The 15435-nt window shown below is 49.4% G+C and carries 15 protein-coding genes; 13 read left to right on the forward strand and 2 right to left on the reverse strand.

Features of this window, described 5'->3' with window-relative positions:
* Positions 1–167: 167 nt before the first annotated feature.
* The 6 genes from EDM56_RS19860 to kynB all read left to right on the forward strand — a co-directional run bounded on the left by EDM56_RS19860 (position 168) and on the right by kynB (position 5004).
* The gene (locus tag EDM56_RS19860; protein WP_122919651.1) at positions 168–446 is read left to right on the forward strand and encodes an autorepressor SdpR family transcription factor; all 279 of its coding nucleotides are present in this window, start codon (positions 168–170) and stop codon (positions 444–446) included.
* A complete protein-coding gene (locus tag EDM56_RS19865; protein WP_122919652.1) occupies positions 443–1084 on the forward strand; it encodes an SdpI family protein in 642 nt (213 codons plus the stop codon). The genes EDM56_RS19860 and EDM56_RS19865 overlap by 4 nt, the downstream gene beginning before the upstream one ends.
* Positions 1085–1137: 53 nt before the next feature.
* Positions 1138–1917, forward strand: coding sequence for a YhfC family intramembrane metalloprotease (locus EDM56_RS19870; RefSeq protein ID WP_122919653.1), 780 nt, complete (start codon positions 1138–1140; stop codon positions 1915–1917).
* A gap of 265 nt (positions 1918–2182) precedes the next feature.
* Positions 2183–3469 (forward strand): kynureninase, encoded by a 1287-nt coding sequence (gene kynU / locus EDM56_RS19875; RefSeq protein ID WP_122919654.1) that lies wholly within the window; start codon positions 2183–2185, stop codon positions 3467–3469.
* A 30-nt stretch (positions 3470–3499) separates the two neighbouring features.
* Positions 3500–4363 (forward strand): tryptophan 2,3-dioxygenase, encoded by an 864-nt coding sequence (gene kynA, locus EDM56_RS19880; protein ID WP_122919655.1) that lies wholly within the window; start codon positions 3500–3502, stop codon positions 4361–4363.
* Between the two features lie 14 nt (positions 4364–4377).
* On the forward strand, positions 4378–5004 hold the full coding sequence (gene kynB, locus EDM56_RS19885) for an arylformamidase (protein WP_122919656.1): 627 nt from the start codon (positions 4378–4380) through the stop codon (positions 5002–5004).
* A 121-nt stretch (positions 5005–5125) separates the two neighbouring features.
* Here the strand turns inward: kynB and EDM56_RS19890 are convergent, their stop codons facing one another.
* The gene (locus EDM56_RS19890; RefSeq protein WP_148040403.1) at positions 5126–5431 is read right to left on the reverse strand and encodes a hypothetical protein; all 306 of its coding nucleotides are present in this window, start codon (positions 5429–5431) and stop codon (positions 5126–5128) included.
* 227 nt (positions 5432–5658) lie between these two features.
* Between EDM56_RS19890 and EDM56_RS19895 the strand changes: the two genes are divergently transcribed.
* From EDM56_RS19895 to EDM56_RS19920, 6 genes are all read left to right on the forward strand, one after another.
* Entirely contained in the window at positions 5659–7368 is a 1710-nt protein-coding gene (locus EDM56_RS19895) for a PAS domain-containing sensor histidine kinase (protein ID WP_122919658.1), read from the forward strand.
* Between the two features lie 85 nt (positions 7369–7453).
* A complete protein-coding gene (locus EDM56_RS19900; RefSeq protein WP_122919659.1) occupies positions 7454–7996 on the forward strand; it encodes a helix-turn-helix domain-containing protein in 543 nt (180 codons plus the stop codon).
* Between the two features lie 94 nt (positions 7997–8090).
* On the forward strand, positions 8091–8648 hold the full coding sequence (locus tag EDM56_RS19905; protein WP_122919660.1) for a DUF2062 domain-containing protein: 558 nt from the start codon (positions 8091–8093) through the stop codon (positions 8646–8648).
* Between the two features lie 154 nt (positions 8649–8802).
* Positions 8803–9912 carry a GerAB/ArcD/ProY family transporter gene (locus EDM56_RS19910; RefSeq protein WP_122919661.1) on the forward strand — a complete coding sequence of 370 codons (1110 nt, stop codon included), beginning with the start codon at positions 8803–8805 and terminating at the stop codon, positions 9910–9912.
* Between the two features lie 143 nt (positions 9913–10055).
* Entirely contained in the window at positions 10056–11756 is a 1701-nt protein-coding gene (gene spoIIP, locus EDM56_RS19915) for a stage II sporulation protein P (protein ID WP_122919662.1), read from the forward strand.
* A gap of 249 nt (positions 11757–12005) precedes the next feature.
* Complete coding sequence (locus EDM56_RS19920; protein ID WP_122919663.1) at positions 12006–12269, forward strand: HPr family phosphocarrier protein; 264 nt, start codon at positions 12006–12008, stop codon at positions 12267–12269.
* A gap of 172 nt (positions 12270–12441) precedes the next feature.
* Here the strand turns inward: EDM56_RS19920 and EDM56_RS19925 are convergent, their stop codons facing one another.
* On the reverse strand, positions 12442–12801 hold the full coding sequence (locus EDM56_RS19925) for an ArsR/SmtB family transcription factor (RefSeq protein WP_148040404.1): 360 nt from the start codon (positions 12799–12801) through the stop codon (positions 12442–12444).
* Between the two features lie 198 nt (positions 12802–12999).
* Here EDM56_RS19925 and EDM56_RS19930 point away from each other — a divergent pair, with 198 nt between their 5' ends.
* Complete coding sequence (locus tag EDM56_RS19930) at positions 13000–15276, forward strand: heavy metal translocating P-type ATPase (RefSeq protein WP_246009458.1); 2277 nt, start codon at positions 13000–13002, stop codon at positions 15274–15276.
* Positions 15277–15435 lie beyond the last annotated feature (159 nt).

Genomic DNA, 15435 nt, shown 5'->3' on the forward strand with positions numbered 1-15435 from the left:
CTAGATTTTGATGCAGGATATGCGCCCATGGGCGAAATGGTGAATGGGGGAGTTAGGTGAAAGCCGAGATGAAAAACGATTGACAGGAGGAAAGAACTAGAGGTACATTTTAGTTAGATATTTAGATGATTTTCTAAATGTCTAATAGGTGAACGGAGGGGAGTCAAGTGAATGACGCGTTCAAAGCGCTCGCCGATCCAACACGTCGACAAATCATAAGACTACTGCGTGATCAGAATTTGACTGCCGGTGAAATTGCAGAACATTTTCAAATCAGTAAGCCAAGTATTTCACACCATTTGAATTTGCTAAAACAAGCTGGGCTGGTTAGTGATGAACGAAAGGGACAAAACATCGTTTATTCGTTACATACAACGGTGATGGAAGATGTTTTAGGTTGGATGTTTAGCATAGTAGGCAAACAAGATCAGGAGGAAAACAAATGAGGGCTTTGGTCAGGGAAATACTCTTGTTTATGATTGTTGTTTCATCGATCGTTGGTGCGGTCGTGTTCTACAATGAGTTACCCGATACGATGGCTACACATTTTGGCATCGAGAATGAAGTGAATGGTACCTCGAGCAAACAAACAACCATTCTCATTTTCGCCCTGCTTGGGTTTGTACCATTTTTACTTCCATTTGCCAAAAGGATGGGCGGGCAAAAAAGTAACGATGCGAAGTTTGCTTTCTCGATTCAAGTAAGCAGGTTTTGTATCGCTCTCATACTGGCGATAGCGGAATGGACCATTTTACTTTACAACCTTGGGTATACAATGGATATTCGTCGAATTGTGTTCATTGCGATAGGAATCCTGTTTCTTGTTACAGGAAATTACCTCGGCATTAGTAAACCGAATTATTTTATGGGGTTTCGAACACCTTGGGCTCTACTTGATGAAGAAAACTGGCGAAAAACGCATCGAATGGGTGGTCCTTTGATGATGGTCGGAGGTTTGGTCATTCTCGTTTCCACATTTTTGCCAACTTACTTATCCATCATCATTTTTTTCGCAACTCTGGTATGTATTGTTTTGGTACCTTTCATTTACTCCTACATGATATTCAAGCGCAGGAGATCATGAATGTTGATTGAACACCCTTTTACCATCAATCAAAGAGAAGGAGATATGACGATATGATTGCCAGTGTTACGATGGTCAGTATTGTGATTCAAGGGTTGATCTCTCTCTTGTTTCCAATTGGTTTGTTTTTGTATATGCGCAAAAGAGTAAGGTTTACCATGCGACCTGTATGGATTGGTGCTGCAATCTTTTTGATTTTCACACAGATTTTTGAAAAAGTATTGCATCTTGTCGTTCTTCAAGGTATTCCTGACATTCAAAATAACCCGGTTGTATTCGCGGTATATGGGGCATTGGCTGCTGGAATCTTTGAGGAAGTGGGACGATATATCGGTTTCAGCTGGTTGCTGAAATCATATCGAGAGCGAAAGGACGGCTTGGCTTATGGACTTGGCCACGGTGGGTTCGAAGCCATTTTCATCGGTGCGATCTCTTCCATTCAAGCATTTGTATTCGCGATTTTGATTAATGAAGGTAGGTTCTTGTCGACGATCGGCTCAAGTATACCTGCGGACATGGCTGCTGCTCTCCAAGATCAGATGCTTTCGATGTCATCTTTTGAATTTATTTTGGGCGGCTTCGAACGAATTCCAGCGATTTTCATCCAAATCGCGTTGTCCCTTATTGTATTACATGCAGTGAATACGCGGCGAAAAGGGCTAGTTCTCATTGCCATATTATTGCATGCCGTAATCGATTTTGTTCCAGGACTTTACCAAGGTTATAAAGGTGAGCTCAGCATTTGGGTTGCGGAAGCGGTTATCTTGTTGTTTGGCATTGCGGCAGTGTGGTACATCCGCTCTTCCCGGTTTTGGAGCGGTTCGGAAAAATGAATAAGCAGTTCCATTCTTACTAGATGATGCGGCTCAAGCCAAGGCAATCCCCGATCGACAAACGCGAACGGGGGTTGCCTTTTTCACGTCAGTTCACAAAAAAACAAAAAAAATACGACGTAATGTCATATTTTTTTCGAAGAAGCATTAACAAGAAAGCGTTTTCCTATTAGAATGAAAGAAGCAGTCCGCTTTGCCCAGCAAATGACAGTTGCCCAGCAGTTGTAATTTGTCTAATACATCAATTCACAATGCAGGAGGTCGTATGAATACGTATTCCTTTTCACCTGGGCGCTCGCTCGCCGTACAGTTAGATGAGCAAGATGAGCTTGGGGTTTACCGCAAGGAGTTTTATGTAAACCCGTCGACGATTTATATGGATGGAAATTCACTCGGCCTTTTGTCCAAACGAGCCGAGCTGGCTGTGCTCGAATCGCTCCAAGATTGGCGTGAGCACGCTATCGATGGCTGGACTGCGGGGCAGCATCCGTGGTATACGCTGTCGGAGCGATTGGGAGCGCTTGTCGCACCTCTGGTCGGCGCAGAGCCGGATCAGGTGATCGTAACCGGTTCGACAACCGTCAACCTGCATCAGCTGGTGGCGACCTTTTACCAGCCTGAAGGAAAACGGACCAAAATCGTAGCGGACGAACTGAACTTCCCGTCCGACATTTATGCGCTGCAAAGCCAGCTGCGGATTCATGGATTTTCACCTGAGGAGAATCTGATCCGTGTGGCAAGCCGTGATGGCCGATTCCTCGACGAGGAGGATATCATCGCCGCCATGACGGATGAAGTCGCGATGGTGGTGTTGCCGACGATTCTGTATCGCAGCGGCCAAATTCTCGATATGGAGCGGCTGACGGCAGAAGCTCATGCTCGCGATATCCTCATCGGTTTTGACGGATGCCATTCCGTCGGGGCGATTCCGCACGCGTTCGATAAGTGGGATGTCGATTTTGCGTACTGGTGCAATTATAAGCATCTTAACGGCGGGCCGGGCGCAGTCGGTGGGTTGTATGTGAATCGGAAGTATTTCGGTAAGCTTCCCGGCTTGGCGGGCTGGTTCGGATCAGACAAAATGAAGCAATTCGATATGGAGCATCAGATGACGCCAGCCGAGACCGCGGGGGCATACCAGATTGGCACTCCGCACGTGCTAAGCGCAGCGCCGCTTCTCGGTTCGCTTTCGATCTTTGCAGAGGTGGGAATCGAGCGAATTCGCCGCAAATCGTTGCTGCTTACAACCTATTTCATGGATCTGATCGCTCACGAGCTTGACGGCTTCGGCTTTACGATCGGCAATCCGACAGACGAAAAACGTCGTGGCGGACACGTCAGTTTGGAGCATCCGGAAGCGGCACGCATTTGCAAAGCGCTAAAGGAAAACAAGGTGATTCCGGATTTCCGTGCGCCCAATATGATCCGATTGGCGCCCGTCGCCCTGTACTCCAGCTTCACCGACGTGTGGGAAGTAGTACAGCGGCTAAAAGCGATCATGGCGGAAAAGCAGTACGAAAAATTTGAAAATCAGCGCAATGTCGTTGCATAAGCGCCGAACATCGAAGGGAGCACGGACAAAATGACGAATCCATCCGATCAACAAAAGCAGGGAAGCGGCCACGGCCAGCTTGAACAAACGATTCATACCGATTTCAAGCAGGACATGACATACGGCGATTATTTGCAGTTGGACAAAGTGCTGTCCAGCCAGACCCGATTGTCGGACCATCATGATGAGATGCTGTTCATCATCATCCACCAAGTGAGTGAGCTGTGGATGAAACAAATTTTGCATGAGCTGTCCGCCGCGATGACTTCTATTCAAGAGGGACAGCTGGAGCCAGCCTTCAAAATGTTTTCCCGCGTATCGCGGATTCAGCAGCAATTGATCAAATCGTGGGACGTGCTTTCCACGCTGACGCCAGCGGAATACATGCAGTTCCGCGACAAACTGGGCCATTCCTCCGGCTTTCAATCGTATCAAAACCGGCTCATCGAATTTACGCTCGGATATAAAAACAGCCACGTGCTGGCCGTGTATGAGCATCAGCCTGAATTGCACGGGCTGCTCAAGCAGACTCTGGAGGCGCCGAGCATTTACGACGCCGCGATCAAAGCGATGGCCGAGCGCGGGCTTCCTGTAGATGAAGCGTGCCTCGAGCGGGATTGGTCACAGTCATATGTGGCGAATGAAAGTGTCGAGCGCGCATGGTTGACGGTGTATCGCGATGTGAACCAATATTGGGACTTGTACGAATTGGCGGAAAAGCTGGTTGATATCGCGAGCCAGCAGCAGCAGTGGCGCTTTAACCATATGACCACGGTAGAGCGAATCATCGGGCAAAAGCCAGGTACAGGCGGCTCGTCTGGCGTCGGCTATTTGCGCCGGGCTCTGGATCATCGCTTTTTCCCAGAGCTGTGGAGCCTGCGGACACAATTGTAAGGGGGACTTTCTCAATGGGACGTTTGCTTGACATCTCCCAGCGTCTGGACCACCAGACAGCAGGATGGCCGGGAGATACGCCATTTACCTATTCCCTAGCGTGGACCAAAGCCGAGAGCGGCTCGGTCAACGTAGGGAAGTTCACCATGAGCACGCATATCGGAACACATATCGATGCGCCCTATCATTTTGACAACGAGGGGAAACGGGTGATCGACCTCGACCCGCAGCTGTACGTCGGAGTAGCACGTGTCATTCATTTACATGACTGCCGAACAATCGGTATCGGATCGTTTGCAGGTGTCGATCTGGAAGGAGTCACACGGTTGCTCGTGCGTACGGGCGCTTGGCCGGACAGGTCAGCTTTTCCTAAGCAAATCCCGCCTGTGGAGCCAGAGCTTGCAGCGTACTTGGCGGCAAAAGGGGTGCGGCTTCTGGGCCTCGATCTGCCATCGGTTGATCCACTCGATAGCAAGGAATTGCTCGCACACCACGCTTTGACCGAGCATGGCGTTCACATTTTGGAAGGGATCGTGCTCGACCACATTGATGCCGGAGATTATGAGCTGATCGCGCTGCCGCTTCCATTGACAGAGGCAGACGGAAGCCCTGTTCGGGCGGTTTTGCGTGAATTGACCTAAATAAGAAGAACGGAAGGGTGAATGACAAGTCATTCACCCTTACCGTGATGCTACAATCAGCCAGGCGTTTTCTGGCTGATTTTTTTGCTGCCGTAAATGGGCAACTTGCTTACTGTCCGTACTACTGCCGGGACAGCACTTGCACATCAGTATGGCAAAGCGCTGGCGGCCGAAGCAGTCGCTGTTCGATCAGCGCCACGATTTCATTCAGCCCCTCCAATTTGCTGGCGGCAAAACCGCTTGGTAGTGAAAACGTTTCCCCAGTTTCCGATATTGTGGCTTGGATGCCGTAATGTCGTTCATCCCCGGTACAGTCGAAGATCTCGATCACGGCTTTTCGCTGCCCATCGTGCCAGTAGATGAGCTCCTCACGTTTTCCTAAAATAGCCCCCTGTATACTTCTTTTCACTTTATTTAGATCCATCATGAACGCCCCCTGTACGCTTCTAATCTTCCGGTGTTTCGTCGCAGTTACTACTATACTTCTTTCGCATTGACCTGAACATGGAAACGGCGCTTTCGTCACAATTGGAAACGTTTCCTGTCCGTTTTTACAGAAGTGGGAATATACGCAACATTTAAACGGATTTAACAGGAGTTCAAAAGTTTACTGAGAATATGTAGGACTATATTCTTTTATACTGGGGGCAGTTTATGAAGATAAAGACATACATCGTACCTTTGCTTGTTCTGCTCGCATATGTTGCTTCCATTCATTCCGTTAGCTTTTTTATTTCATCCGTAGATGGAGTGGAGAACAAGGCAATCGCGTATGTCATCGAGTTTCTGGTCATGCTTCTCTTCACATTTCTGGTCATCGGGCTGATCGGGTGGGGAAAAAAAAGATATCCCCGCTTTTTTGAGAATCAAGCGTCCGCCTGCCCGTTTATGAACGCAGAGCAGTCATTGGCTTACCTGAGGACGAAGGCCGTGCTGGAAATAACGAAAGAAGACTATACCAATATCCTACGACAGCAGCAAGGAATGACATTCAAGTTCGTGAAAGTGGACGGGCGGTTCATTCATACGCTCTGTGATGGCAGATTGCTGCATAAGCTGGGGCTGACTCCGGAAGAGGTCGTGGGAAAAGAGCTGCGTGATTTTTATCCCGAGGACATGGCGAAAAATAAAGAAACGTACTATCAGCGCGCATGGGACGGCGAGGAGGATGTCGTTTATGAAGGCTGCGCCAATGATGTCGTCTATTTGGCCACGCTGCGTCCGGTCATTAAAAACGGTGAGGTCGTGGAAGTCATTTCGTCGTGCGTCGATATCACCATTTTAAAAAAGACGATGCAGGCGCTAAACGAGAGTGAAGAGCGGTTTCGCCAAATCGCGGAGCATATTGAGGAAGTGTTCTGGATCGTAGACCCGAACACAAGGAAATTCCTCTACTTGAGTCCAGCCTATGAGCGGGTATGGGGCTTTTCTCGCAAAGAATTTTTTCGTGATCCGGCCAAAATGTTCAGGGTGATCCACCCCGATGACCGCGAACGCATCATCCAGGCGCAGGATGATATGCAGACCGGTTATTTTGACCATGAATACCGGATCGTCCGGACAGATGGTACGGTTCGCTGGATTAAGGACCGCGGTTTTCCTGTTTATGTGGATGGAGTCTTGCACAGAATCGTGGGCATCGCAGAGGACATCACCGATTTGCGCCTAAACGAAGAGCTTTTGATCAAGTCCGAAAAGCTCGCGGTACTGGGGGAATTGGCGGCAGGGATCGCCCATGAGATCCGCAATCCGCTAACCTCTCTACGCGGCTTCGTTCAGCTCATGCAAAAGCAGCAGGGACAAGAAAATCGCATTTACATGGACATCATGCTATCGGAAATCAATCGGATCAACGCGATTGTCGGCGAGTTTTTGGTCTTGGCCAAGCCCACTGTCGCTAGCTTTGTCAGCAAAGATATTCACGGAATCTTGCAGCAGATCGTCCTGTTGCTGGAACCGGATTGCCTGCTTCACAATATCACCGTTGAGGATGCACTCGAAACGGAAGGCATGCTGATCATGTGCGAGGAAAACAGTCTGAAGCAAGTGTTCATCAACATTTTGAAAAACGCCATCGATTCCATGCCGCAGGGAGGAGAAATCCGGATTGAGTCGCAGGAGTGGGAGGAAGGGATGTTGCAGATTACCATTATCGACAACGGATGCGGCATTTCGGAAGAGAGACTACGTAATATTGGCGAGCCATTTTATACCACGAAGGAAAAAGGAACAGGGCTTGGACTCATGGTCAGTTATAAAATTATCCAAAACCATCAAGGGCGGATCGAAATTAAAAGCGAAGTAGGAAAAGGGACCGCGGTCGCGATATTTTTGCCATTTCAACGCGTTCAGGCGATCGCCTGATTTGTGCCCCCACTTGCCGATTTTATGTCATCATATTCCATGATAGAATGGCGGTACGATGATGAGAGAAGATGGAGTGAACGTAATGGAAGAAGTAAGCAACAAAATACGCAGCTACCGCCTTCAGCAAAATATCACATTAAAAGAACTGAGCCAAAAAACGGGAATGTCCATCAGCTTCCTTTCACAAGTGGAGCGGGGAGCATCTTCATTGGCAATCACCTCGCTCAAAAAGATTGCCGATGCCCTGCAAGTACCGATCACCAGCTTTTTTGAGAGCCCGCAAAATGACAATTTCCATGTGAAAAAGGAAGACCACAAGTCATTTCAATTCGAACGGTCCAGCATGATTTATACCCGGCTGGCTGGCGAGTTTGCCGGTCGCACCTTGGAGCCGGTGCTTGTGGTTATGCCGCCACATGCCAAGCAGGAGCACGTTTTTTCCCATCCCGGCGAGGAATTTTTTTATGTGCTGGAAGGCGTAGTCATTTTCACGGTGAACGAGCGCGAGTACTTGGTAAAACCAGGGGATTCCATCCATTATCCATCCCAGCAGCCACATTTCTGGTCCAACCCGCTCGACATCGAAGCCAAAATTTTGTGTATTTCCACGCCGGCTATCTTTTAACGGGTTATCGGATGCTGTAATTTTATTCATTTGTACCATTTTTCGCGTAAGATCAGCTATAATCAAGGTATGTTTGCTAAGAAGAGGTGACGGCATGGGGAACAATAAGAAAAAATACAATTTCTATCAAAGAATCGTTCGCGCTTTCCGCTTGAATTTTATCAAGCTATTCCGTTCTCCTGGCGGGGCAAAGAAGGTTTCACTAGGGTTTGCCCTCGGATTTGGATTAGAGATGATTGTGATCTCGACCGCGTCCCTGATTTACGTGTTATTTTATCCGATCGTCCGTTTATGCCGCGGCTCGCTTCCCGCTGCCATTATCGGGAATGTAATCGGTAAGCTGACATTTTTGCCAGTTCTCTTATTACCCGTTGCCCACAGGCTAGGTAGATTCATTTACCCTGTCCAAATAGAAGGAGGCCGAATGCCTCATCATGCGTTCAAAGCGCTGTTGTCCGGAAATTTTCAGGTCATTAGCGATATTCTTTATGGAGGTCTTCACGTGTTAATTGGCATGTCAGTCATTGGCGCGGTGTTGGGGTTTGTGTCCTATTTTGTGATTTACAAGCTGTATGAAAAGCGAAGAGAGCACCGACTCCTCAAGAGACAGCAACGAAAGAAAGCGATCAATCTCGAAATTTCTCGCGTATAGCGATCTTACGAAGCCCCAAACGAGTTCTTATTCTCGTTTGGGGCTTTTATTTTGCTCACGATCAATCAGGCGAATCAATAAATTCAGCTACGATAGGAAACAATAGGAAGACTTTACAGCGAACGGTAACGTCGCTGGTGCCAGGAGACCTCCTATGCTCGATAATGAAAAGATCACGGCAGGCCAATTTCGCGATTTGGTCATCTTGTATACAGTGGGCACATCGATTCTTGTCATCCCGTCTTTTCTCGCTTTCTACTCGCAGCAGGATGCGTGGCTTACAGCCATCTTCGGTGTCATTTTATGCCAGGGGATCATCTTTGTCCAAGCGCGATTGGGCTTGTCCATGCCAACGATGACGTTTGTGCAGATGAATGAATATTTGCTTGGCAAATGGCTCGGCAAGTGCACATCCTCGATCTTTCTGATTTTGCCATTTCTGTATTCGGGAGCTGTTCTGTATTACATCGGCAAGTTCATTTCGACACAGTTTTTCGCCTATACGCCCCCGGCGTTCATTCATCTTCTGATCGCATCCGTTCTCTTCCTTGCCGTTTATTTGGGGGTGGAGACGTTTACAAGAGCGGCAGGAATCTTTCTAACGTTCTTCTATTTGCTATTTATCATCCTCGTCGTCCTCATTTCACCCCAAATCCATAGCGACAACCTGTTCCCGATTTTTGGGACAGGCATCAAGCCGATGATCAACGCGACGCTCACGTTTGCCGTGTACAGCTCGGTCGACGCGGTCGTACTGCTGATGATTTATCCGGTGCATGTGCGCAACCAGAGGCAGGCGTACAAGTCGTATTTCGTCGGCAATGCCATCGGTGGCTTCATCATTCTCGTGATTACGATATTGTGCGTGCTGGTTTTAGGCGGAACCTATACGGCCAACCAGATGTTTCCCAGTTACTTGCTTGCGCAAAAGGTCAACATCGGTAATTTCATTCAACGGATTGAAGCTATTCTCGCGTTGATGTGGTTTGTTAGCACGTATTATAAGCTTGTGCTTTATTTTTTTGGCACGTGTCTAGGTGTTTCGCAAGTGCTCGGTCTCCGCGATTATAAGCCGCTCGTGCTTCCAATCGGGATTTTGGTCATTTATTTTTCGCTTACCATGTATCCCAATGTCGTTTATCAGCAGGAGTGGGATACGAAAACCTCGGTTCCCTTATCGTTTTCGATCGATTTCTGTCTGCCGGTGCTGCTCTTGATCCTTTATGCGGTGCGGAAGAGGAAATTGAAACCAGAAAAAGGATGAAGTTCGTGGCTTCATCCTTTTTTGTTGTTTTCGTATTGTAGCAAAAGATGTCGCACGGTGAAGGATAATGTAGATGAATCGAGAAGTTGTTAATAGGCTGGATTTTCCAGTCATGACTTTTCGAACAGGGGGGAACGAGGTTCTTGCTTTTTCGCGTAAATACGATCGTGGTAGCTGTATGTTTCCTGCTTTTGTTGATGCCCCAATCATTTGCCGAGGCAGCAACGCACGTCGAAGTATCGGTTGATCAATTGAACATTCGCAGTGCACCTGGCACCACCTCTCAGATCGTGGGGACAATTACCAAATCCACGCGGCTGGCGATTATCGCACAGCAGAAAGAGTGGACACAGGTGAAACTCGCGAACGGGAAAACGGGCTGGGTGTTAAATAAGTACGTCAAAATGTTGGACATTCCACAGATCAAATACGTCAAGAGCAATGTGGACATGCTGAATGTTCGGGCAGAACCGAACACAACTGCCCAAATTTTGCAGATTATCGATAAAAATGGCGTATTCTTGCAAGTGAAAAAACAAGGCGAGTGGGTGCAGCTCAAGCTGTCAGACAAAGCAAATGGCTGGGTGAATGCGCGATACGTGACGGAAACCGCGGCTCCTGCGCCGAAACCAACGGCAACACCGACCCCGACAGTGCCGGTTACACCAAAACCGCCTGTTACAGGTAACGGACAACCGCTTGGCACCATCGTGCTTCCGGAAGGCTATGAGGTCTATGTTGAGCCAAATATTTTGAGCAACGCCATCGGCCAACTGAACGGCGGCACGACAATCAATCATTATGGCTATGCAAACGGATGGTATAAAGTCAGCTTTAACGGTTCATACGCCTATATTTTCAAGCCTGTCGTGCAAGCTGAACCGGGACAAGAGCTGCCAACCGATTTGCCAAGTACGCAGAACCCGGGCGCGGGCCAAGCTGAGGCGTCGATCCGCATCCTCAATGCGGACACGAATCTGCGCGTCGGACCCGGGACGGATTATAATGTGGTCGGCACCGTTCAGCCGGGACAAGTGTATCCGATTGTACAGACCGTCGGGGATTGGTATGTGATCAGGCTGGCCGATCAATCGACTGCCTATATCGCAAGCTGGGTTGTGGAGAGCGTGCAACCAGCAGGTCATCCGACACCAGGATCCAACAGCTCAGGAGTCGGGTACAACAGCGGCATGGTCGGCAATGAAAAAGTGTACATTTACCATACGCACAACCGTGAGTCATGGCGAAATGTCGCAAGCAACACCAAGGGCACATCAGTTGACGATCCGGTCACTAATATCACATTGGTAGGAAAACGGTTAGGTGAGCTTCTGCAAACGAGTGGAATCCAGACGATGGTCAACCGGGACGATTTCGCCCAAAAGCTGGCGGAGCAAAAGAAAAGCTTCTCCATGTCTTATACCGAATCCTACAAGGCGGTTAGTGCGGCGGCATCTACAAGCCCGAATCTACAGTACTTTTTCGACATCCACCGCGACAGTGACGAACCGCGCAGCACCGTGGCACTGACCATCAATGGGAAGACCTATTCGCGCATCTTGTTCGTCATCGGCACGGCCAATCCGTCCTATTTGGAAAACAAAAAGCTGGCGGAAAACTTGCACGCAAGGCTGGAGGCGTTGTATCCAGGTTTGTCACGCGGGATTATTCTGAAAGGCACAAACGAAGGCAATGGCGTGTATAATCAGTCGATTTCGGACGGAGCTTTGCTGCTGGAGTTCGGCGGAACCAACAACACGCTTGATGAATGCTACAATACAGCAGAGGCGTTCGCGAACGTCTTCATCAATTACATGCTGGAATCACAGATCGCGATCAAGTGAGAGCTCGATTCTTTTCGCAAAACATGCGGAGAGAGTCGGGCGTTTTTTATGTAAGACTGAAGTGCCAAAGAACCTTTGCAGCAAGGATGGTGCGCAATTGTTATGAGCGGTCAATCATGCTACAGTGGAAGGAAGCAAATTGATATCCGACATGCTTAAGCTCAGCTGTGCGGGTCGTATCCGAATGGCTGTACCTGGGCAACATGATGGTAATTCAAGCAACATCAGTTCGTGTAGGAGGGAACAAGCATGACAGAGAAAAAAGTGATCGTTCAATTGGCCCATGGCTTGCACGCGAGACCGGCAGCGAATTTTGTCAAAGTCGCCACATCGTTCACCAGTGAAATCCAACTGGTGAAGAACGAAAAAACGTTCAACGGGAAAAGCATCATGGGCATCATGTCCGCCGCCATCGGCAAAGGGGAAGAAGTGACCCTGACCGCAGACGGTCTGGACGAAAAGGAAGCAATCTCCGCATTGGAAAAGCTGCTTACCGATCCGGAAGAATCCTAAGCACGAAAGAAAAAATCCTCGAAATGAGGGTTTTTTTATTTGTCGTCAGGGGAGTCGTGCGTCGCTCATAAATTTCTCCAGATCGAAAAGAATACGGAAGGGAAGGGCTCGAATCAGTAACCCAAGTAAAAAAGAAAAACCTCGATTCCTTCCGAGCGAAGGTTTTAAGGTTTCATTTCTGTTCATTCGCATGCTCGACACCTGTCATGATCAGATGGCGGACGTGATTATCATCCAGTGAGTAAAAGACGAGCTTTCCTTCTTTGCGGTATTTGGCCAGACCCATGTTGCGCAGTAGGCGCAAATGATGGGAGGCGTTCGCAATGGTGGTACCGATCACATTAGCGACATCACAGACGCACAGTTCATTTTCGAGGGCAAGCGCGTAAATGATTTTGGCGCGGGTATCGTCAGCCAGTGCCTTGAAAATTTTTGCTACACCGTCTGCTTCATTTACGCGCGGGCGCAGCCGTGTTACCTTTTCTTCGTCAAAACATTGTATTTCACAGATGTCAAGATGCTCTTCTGCCAACAAACTCACCTCTCCCACACAGTACGTCTCTACCGTAAATTATAAACAGATCAATGCAAAAACAAAAGCTGGAAACAATTCGTTATTGTTTGCTATACTGTTATTATATTCAAAAGAGTATTTGATTGTTTGAATGATCTCATTCGTATCCATATCGGCTTCATGGTTACTGTTGGGAATGAAAGGGTTGATTACTTGATGTCTCATCAGCATAAGCAACATCACCACGATTCGTGCTGCACAGACGAGGACCATTCGACAACCAGGCACCAGCACTCGCATACAGAAGGAGAACTTCATCATTCAGGCGAGGGTGATTGCTGCCATGACGGGCATTGTCACGACGATGCCGTGCCGCAAGCTGACGTAAAGCTCCAGGCGGACCGGGTTTTGGTTTATCGCGTCGAGGGAATGGACTGCAGCTCGTGTGCGTTGACGCTTGAAAAGCATATGAGAGCACTACCTTTTGTCCAACAGATCAGCGTCAATTTTTCGACGGGAAAAATGCAGCTCGTCGCAGATGGGGTGACGGACGGGGAAATCGTGAAGGAAGTGTCCAAAGCTGGGTATCAGGCAAGCCCCATCACAAAAAGGGCGCAACAGCAGGACGCTGCCAAACCTGCCACTTCCCAGACAACCACGATCATCTCGGGTGTCTTTTTGGCGCTTGGGTATCTTCTTTCTTATACGAGTGTGACTCCGATGGTCAGCACGCTGCTCTATGCGGTATCGCTTCTGATCGCGGGGGTGAAGCCAGGGCGCAGCGCTTTTTACGGGATTCGGAGCAAATCGCTCGACATGAACGTCCTGATGACAGTGGCTGCGATTGGTGCCGTTTGCATCGGTGAATGGCTTGAGGCGGCGACGGTCGTCTGGCTGTTTGCGTTGGGCAACACGCTCCAGACCCGTTCCATTGAAAAAACGCGCGAGTCAATCCGCAACCTGATGAATTTGACACCGACGGAGGCACAAGTTAAACAAAACGGGCAGATCGTCGCCAAGTCCGTTGAAGAAGTGGGCATCGGTGCGATCATCGTCGTTCGACCGGGTGACAAGGTGCCACTCGATGGGGAAATTATCGAGGGCATCTCTAGCATTAACCAGGCGCCGATTACAGGAGAGTCGATTCCAGTAGACAAAAAGGCGGGGGATGCGGTTTTTGCCGGCACGATCAACGAAAGCGGGACGCTGGACATCCGTGTGACCAAGCTGGTGGAAGATACTGCGATCGCCCGGATCATCCAGCTGGTCGAGGAGGCACAGGAGAAAAAGGCGCCGACGCAGGCGTTCGTCGACCGCTTCGCGCACGTGTATACACCAGTCGTGTTTGTGCTGGCCGCAGCCGTTATGATCGTGCCGCCTCTAATTGGGGTTGGCGCATGGCTGGACTGGTTCTATAAAGGCCTTGAATTGCTTGTCGTCGCATGTCCATGCGCACTGGTGATCTCCACGCCGGTGGCGATCGTATCGGCAATTGGTAACGCAGCGAAAAACGGCGTGCTGATCAAAGGTGGGACGTTCCTCGAGACAGCAGGCAAGCTGACGGCAATCGCCTTTGACAAAACGGGTACGCTCACGGAAGGGAAGCCGAGTGTCACGCATGTAATAGCCTTAGACATCACGGAGGTTGAAGTTCTTTCCATCGCGGCAGCGATCGAACGGTATTCCACTCATCCGGTAGCTGTCGCGATCAATGCGTATGCAGCGGCGAACAACATCGCACCCGCACATGGGCGAGAGGCGCAGGCCATTGCCGGAAAAGGTGCGATGGCTGCGATCGATGGGGAAGTCTATTATGCGGGCAAACCCGCTCTCTTTACGGAAATGGGTATCTCGACAGCTGGCGTCGAGGCACAGATCGGCAGACTGCAAGAAGAGGGCAATACGATCATTCTCATCGGTACCGCGACTAAACTAGAAGGCGTCATCGCTGTCGCCGATACGGTACGCGAAATCACCGTCGAGGCGCTCCGCAAGCTAAAGGAAGTCGGCATCGAGCAAACGGTCATGCTGACTGGCGACAATCAGGGAACCGCACAAAAAGTCGCATCGCAAACCGGTGTCACACGCTATATGGCGGAGCTTTTGCCGCAAGACAAGGTGAATGCAGTCAAGTCGCTACAACGCGAAGGAAGCGTCGTCGCGATGGTGGGCGACGGCATCAACGACGCACCGGCGCTGGCAACGGCGGACATCGGCATCGCAATGGGCGGAGCGGGTACCGACACCGCGATGGAAACCGCTGATATCGTGCTGATGGCAGACAATCTCGAGCGACTGCCGCACACGATCAAGCTAAGCCGCAAAGCGATCCGCATCATCAAGGAAAACATCTGGTTCTCCATCATCATCAAGCTCCTCGCGCTGATCCTGATTTTCCCCGGCTATCTAACCCTCTGGATCGCCGTCTTAAGTGACACGGGCGCAGCTTTGATCGTCATCCTAAACAGCATGCGGCTTTTAAAAATGAAATGATAAAAAAGAGGGCAGACCCCTCTTTTTTTGATTATTATTCAAGTTTTTATATTTCTTCTCTCCCAAAATTGTCTGTGGCAGGGCAGCCAGGGATTTGGGAAAAAAGATCGCAGCGCAGCCTTGAACATGCCCGCCCAGGCCCCGCGAAAAAAAGGGAAA

The sequence above is a fragment of the Brevibacillus fluminis genome (assembly GCF_003710825.1).
Lineage (GTDB): Bacteria > Bacillota > Bacilli > Brevibacillales > Brevibacillaceae > Brevibacillus_D > Brevibacillus_D fluminis.

Coding starts and splice junctions, on each gene's coding strand:
- EDM56_RS19865 (WP_122919652.1), top strand. CDS start 443: ATGAGGGCTTTGGTCAGGGAAATACTCTTGTTTATGATTGTTGTTTCA.
- EDM56_RS19870 (WP_122919653.1), top strand. CDS start 1,138: ATGATTGCCAGTGTTACGATGGTCAGTATTGTGATTCAAGGGTTGATC.
- kynU (WP_122919654.1), top strand. CDS start 2,183: ATGAATACGTATTCCTTTTCACCTGGGCGCTCGCTCGCCGTACAGTTA.
- kynA (WP_122919655.1), top strand. CDS start 3,500: ATGACGAATCCATCCGATCAACAAAAGCAGGGAAGCGGCCACGGCCAG.
- kynB (WP_122919656.1), top strand. CDS start 4,378: ATGGGACGTTTGCTTGACATCTCCCAGCGTCTGGACCACCAGACAGCA.
- EDM56_RS19890 (WP_148040403.1), bottom strand. CDS start 5,431: ATGATGGATCTAAATAAAGTGAAAAGAAGTATACAGGGGGCTATTTTA.
- EDM56_RS19895 (WP_122919658.1), top strand. CDS start 5,659: ATGAAGATAAAGACATACATCGTACCTTTGCTTGTTCTGCTCGCATAT.
- EDM56_RS19900 (WP_122919659.1), top strand. CDS start 7,454: ATGGAAGAAGTAAGCAACAAAATACGCAGCTACCGCCTTCAGCAAAAT.
- EDM56_RS19905 (WP_122919660.1), top strand. CDS start 8,091: ATGGGGAACAATAAGAAAAAATACAATTTCTATCAAAGAATCGTTCGC.
- EDM56_RS19910 (WP_122919661.1), top strand. CDS start 8,803: ATGCTCGATAATGAAAAGATCACGGCAGGCCAATTTCGCGATTTGGTC.
- EDM56_RS19920 (WP_122919663.1), top strand. CDS start 12,006: ATGACAGAGAAAAAAGTGATCGTTCAATTGGCCCATGGCTTGCACGCG.
- EDM56_RS19930 (WP_246009458.1), top strand. CDS start 13,000: ATGTCTCATCAGCATAAGCAACATCACCACGATTCGTGCTGCACAGAC.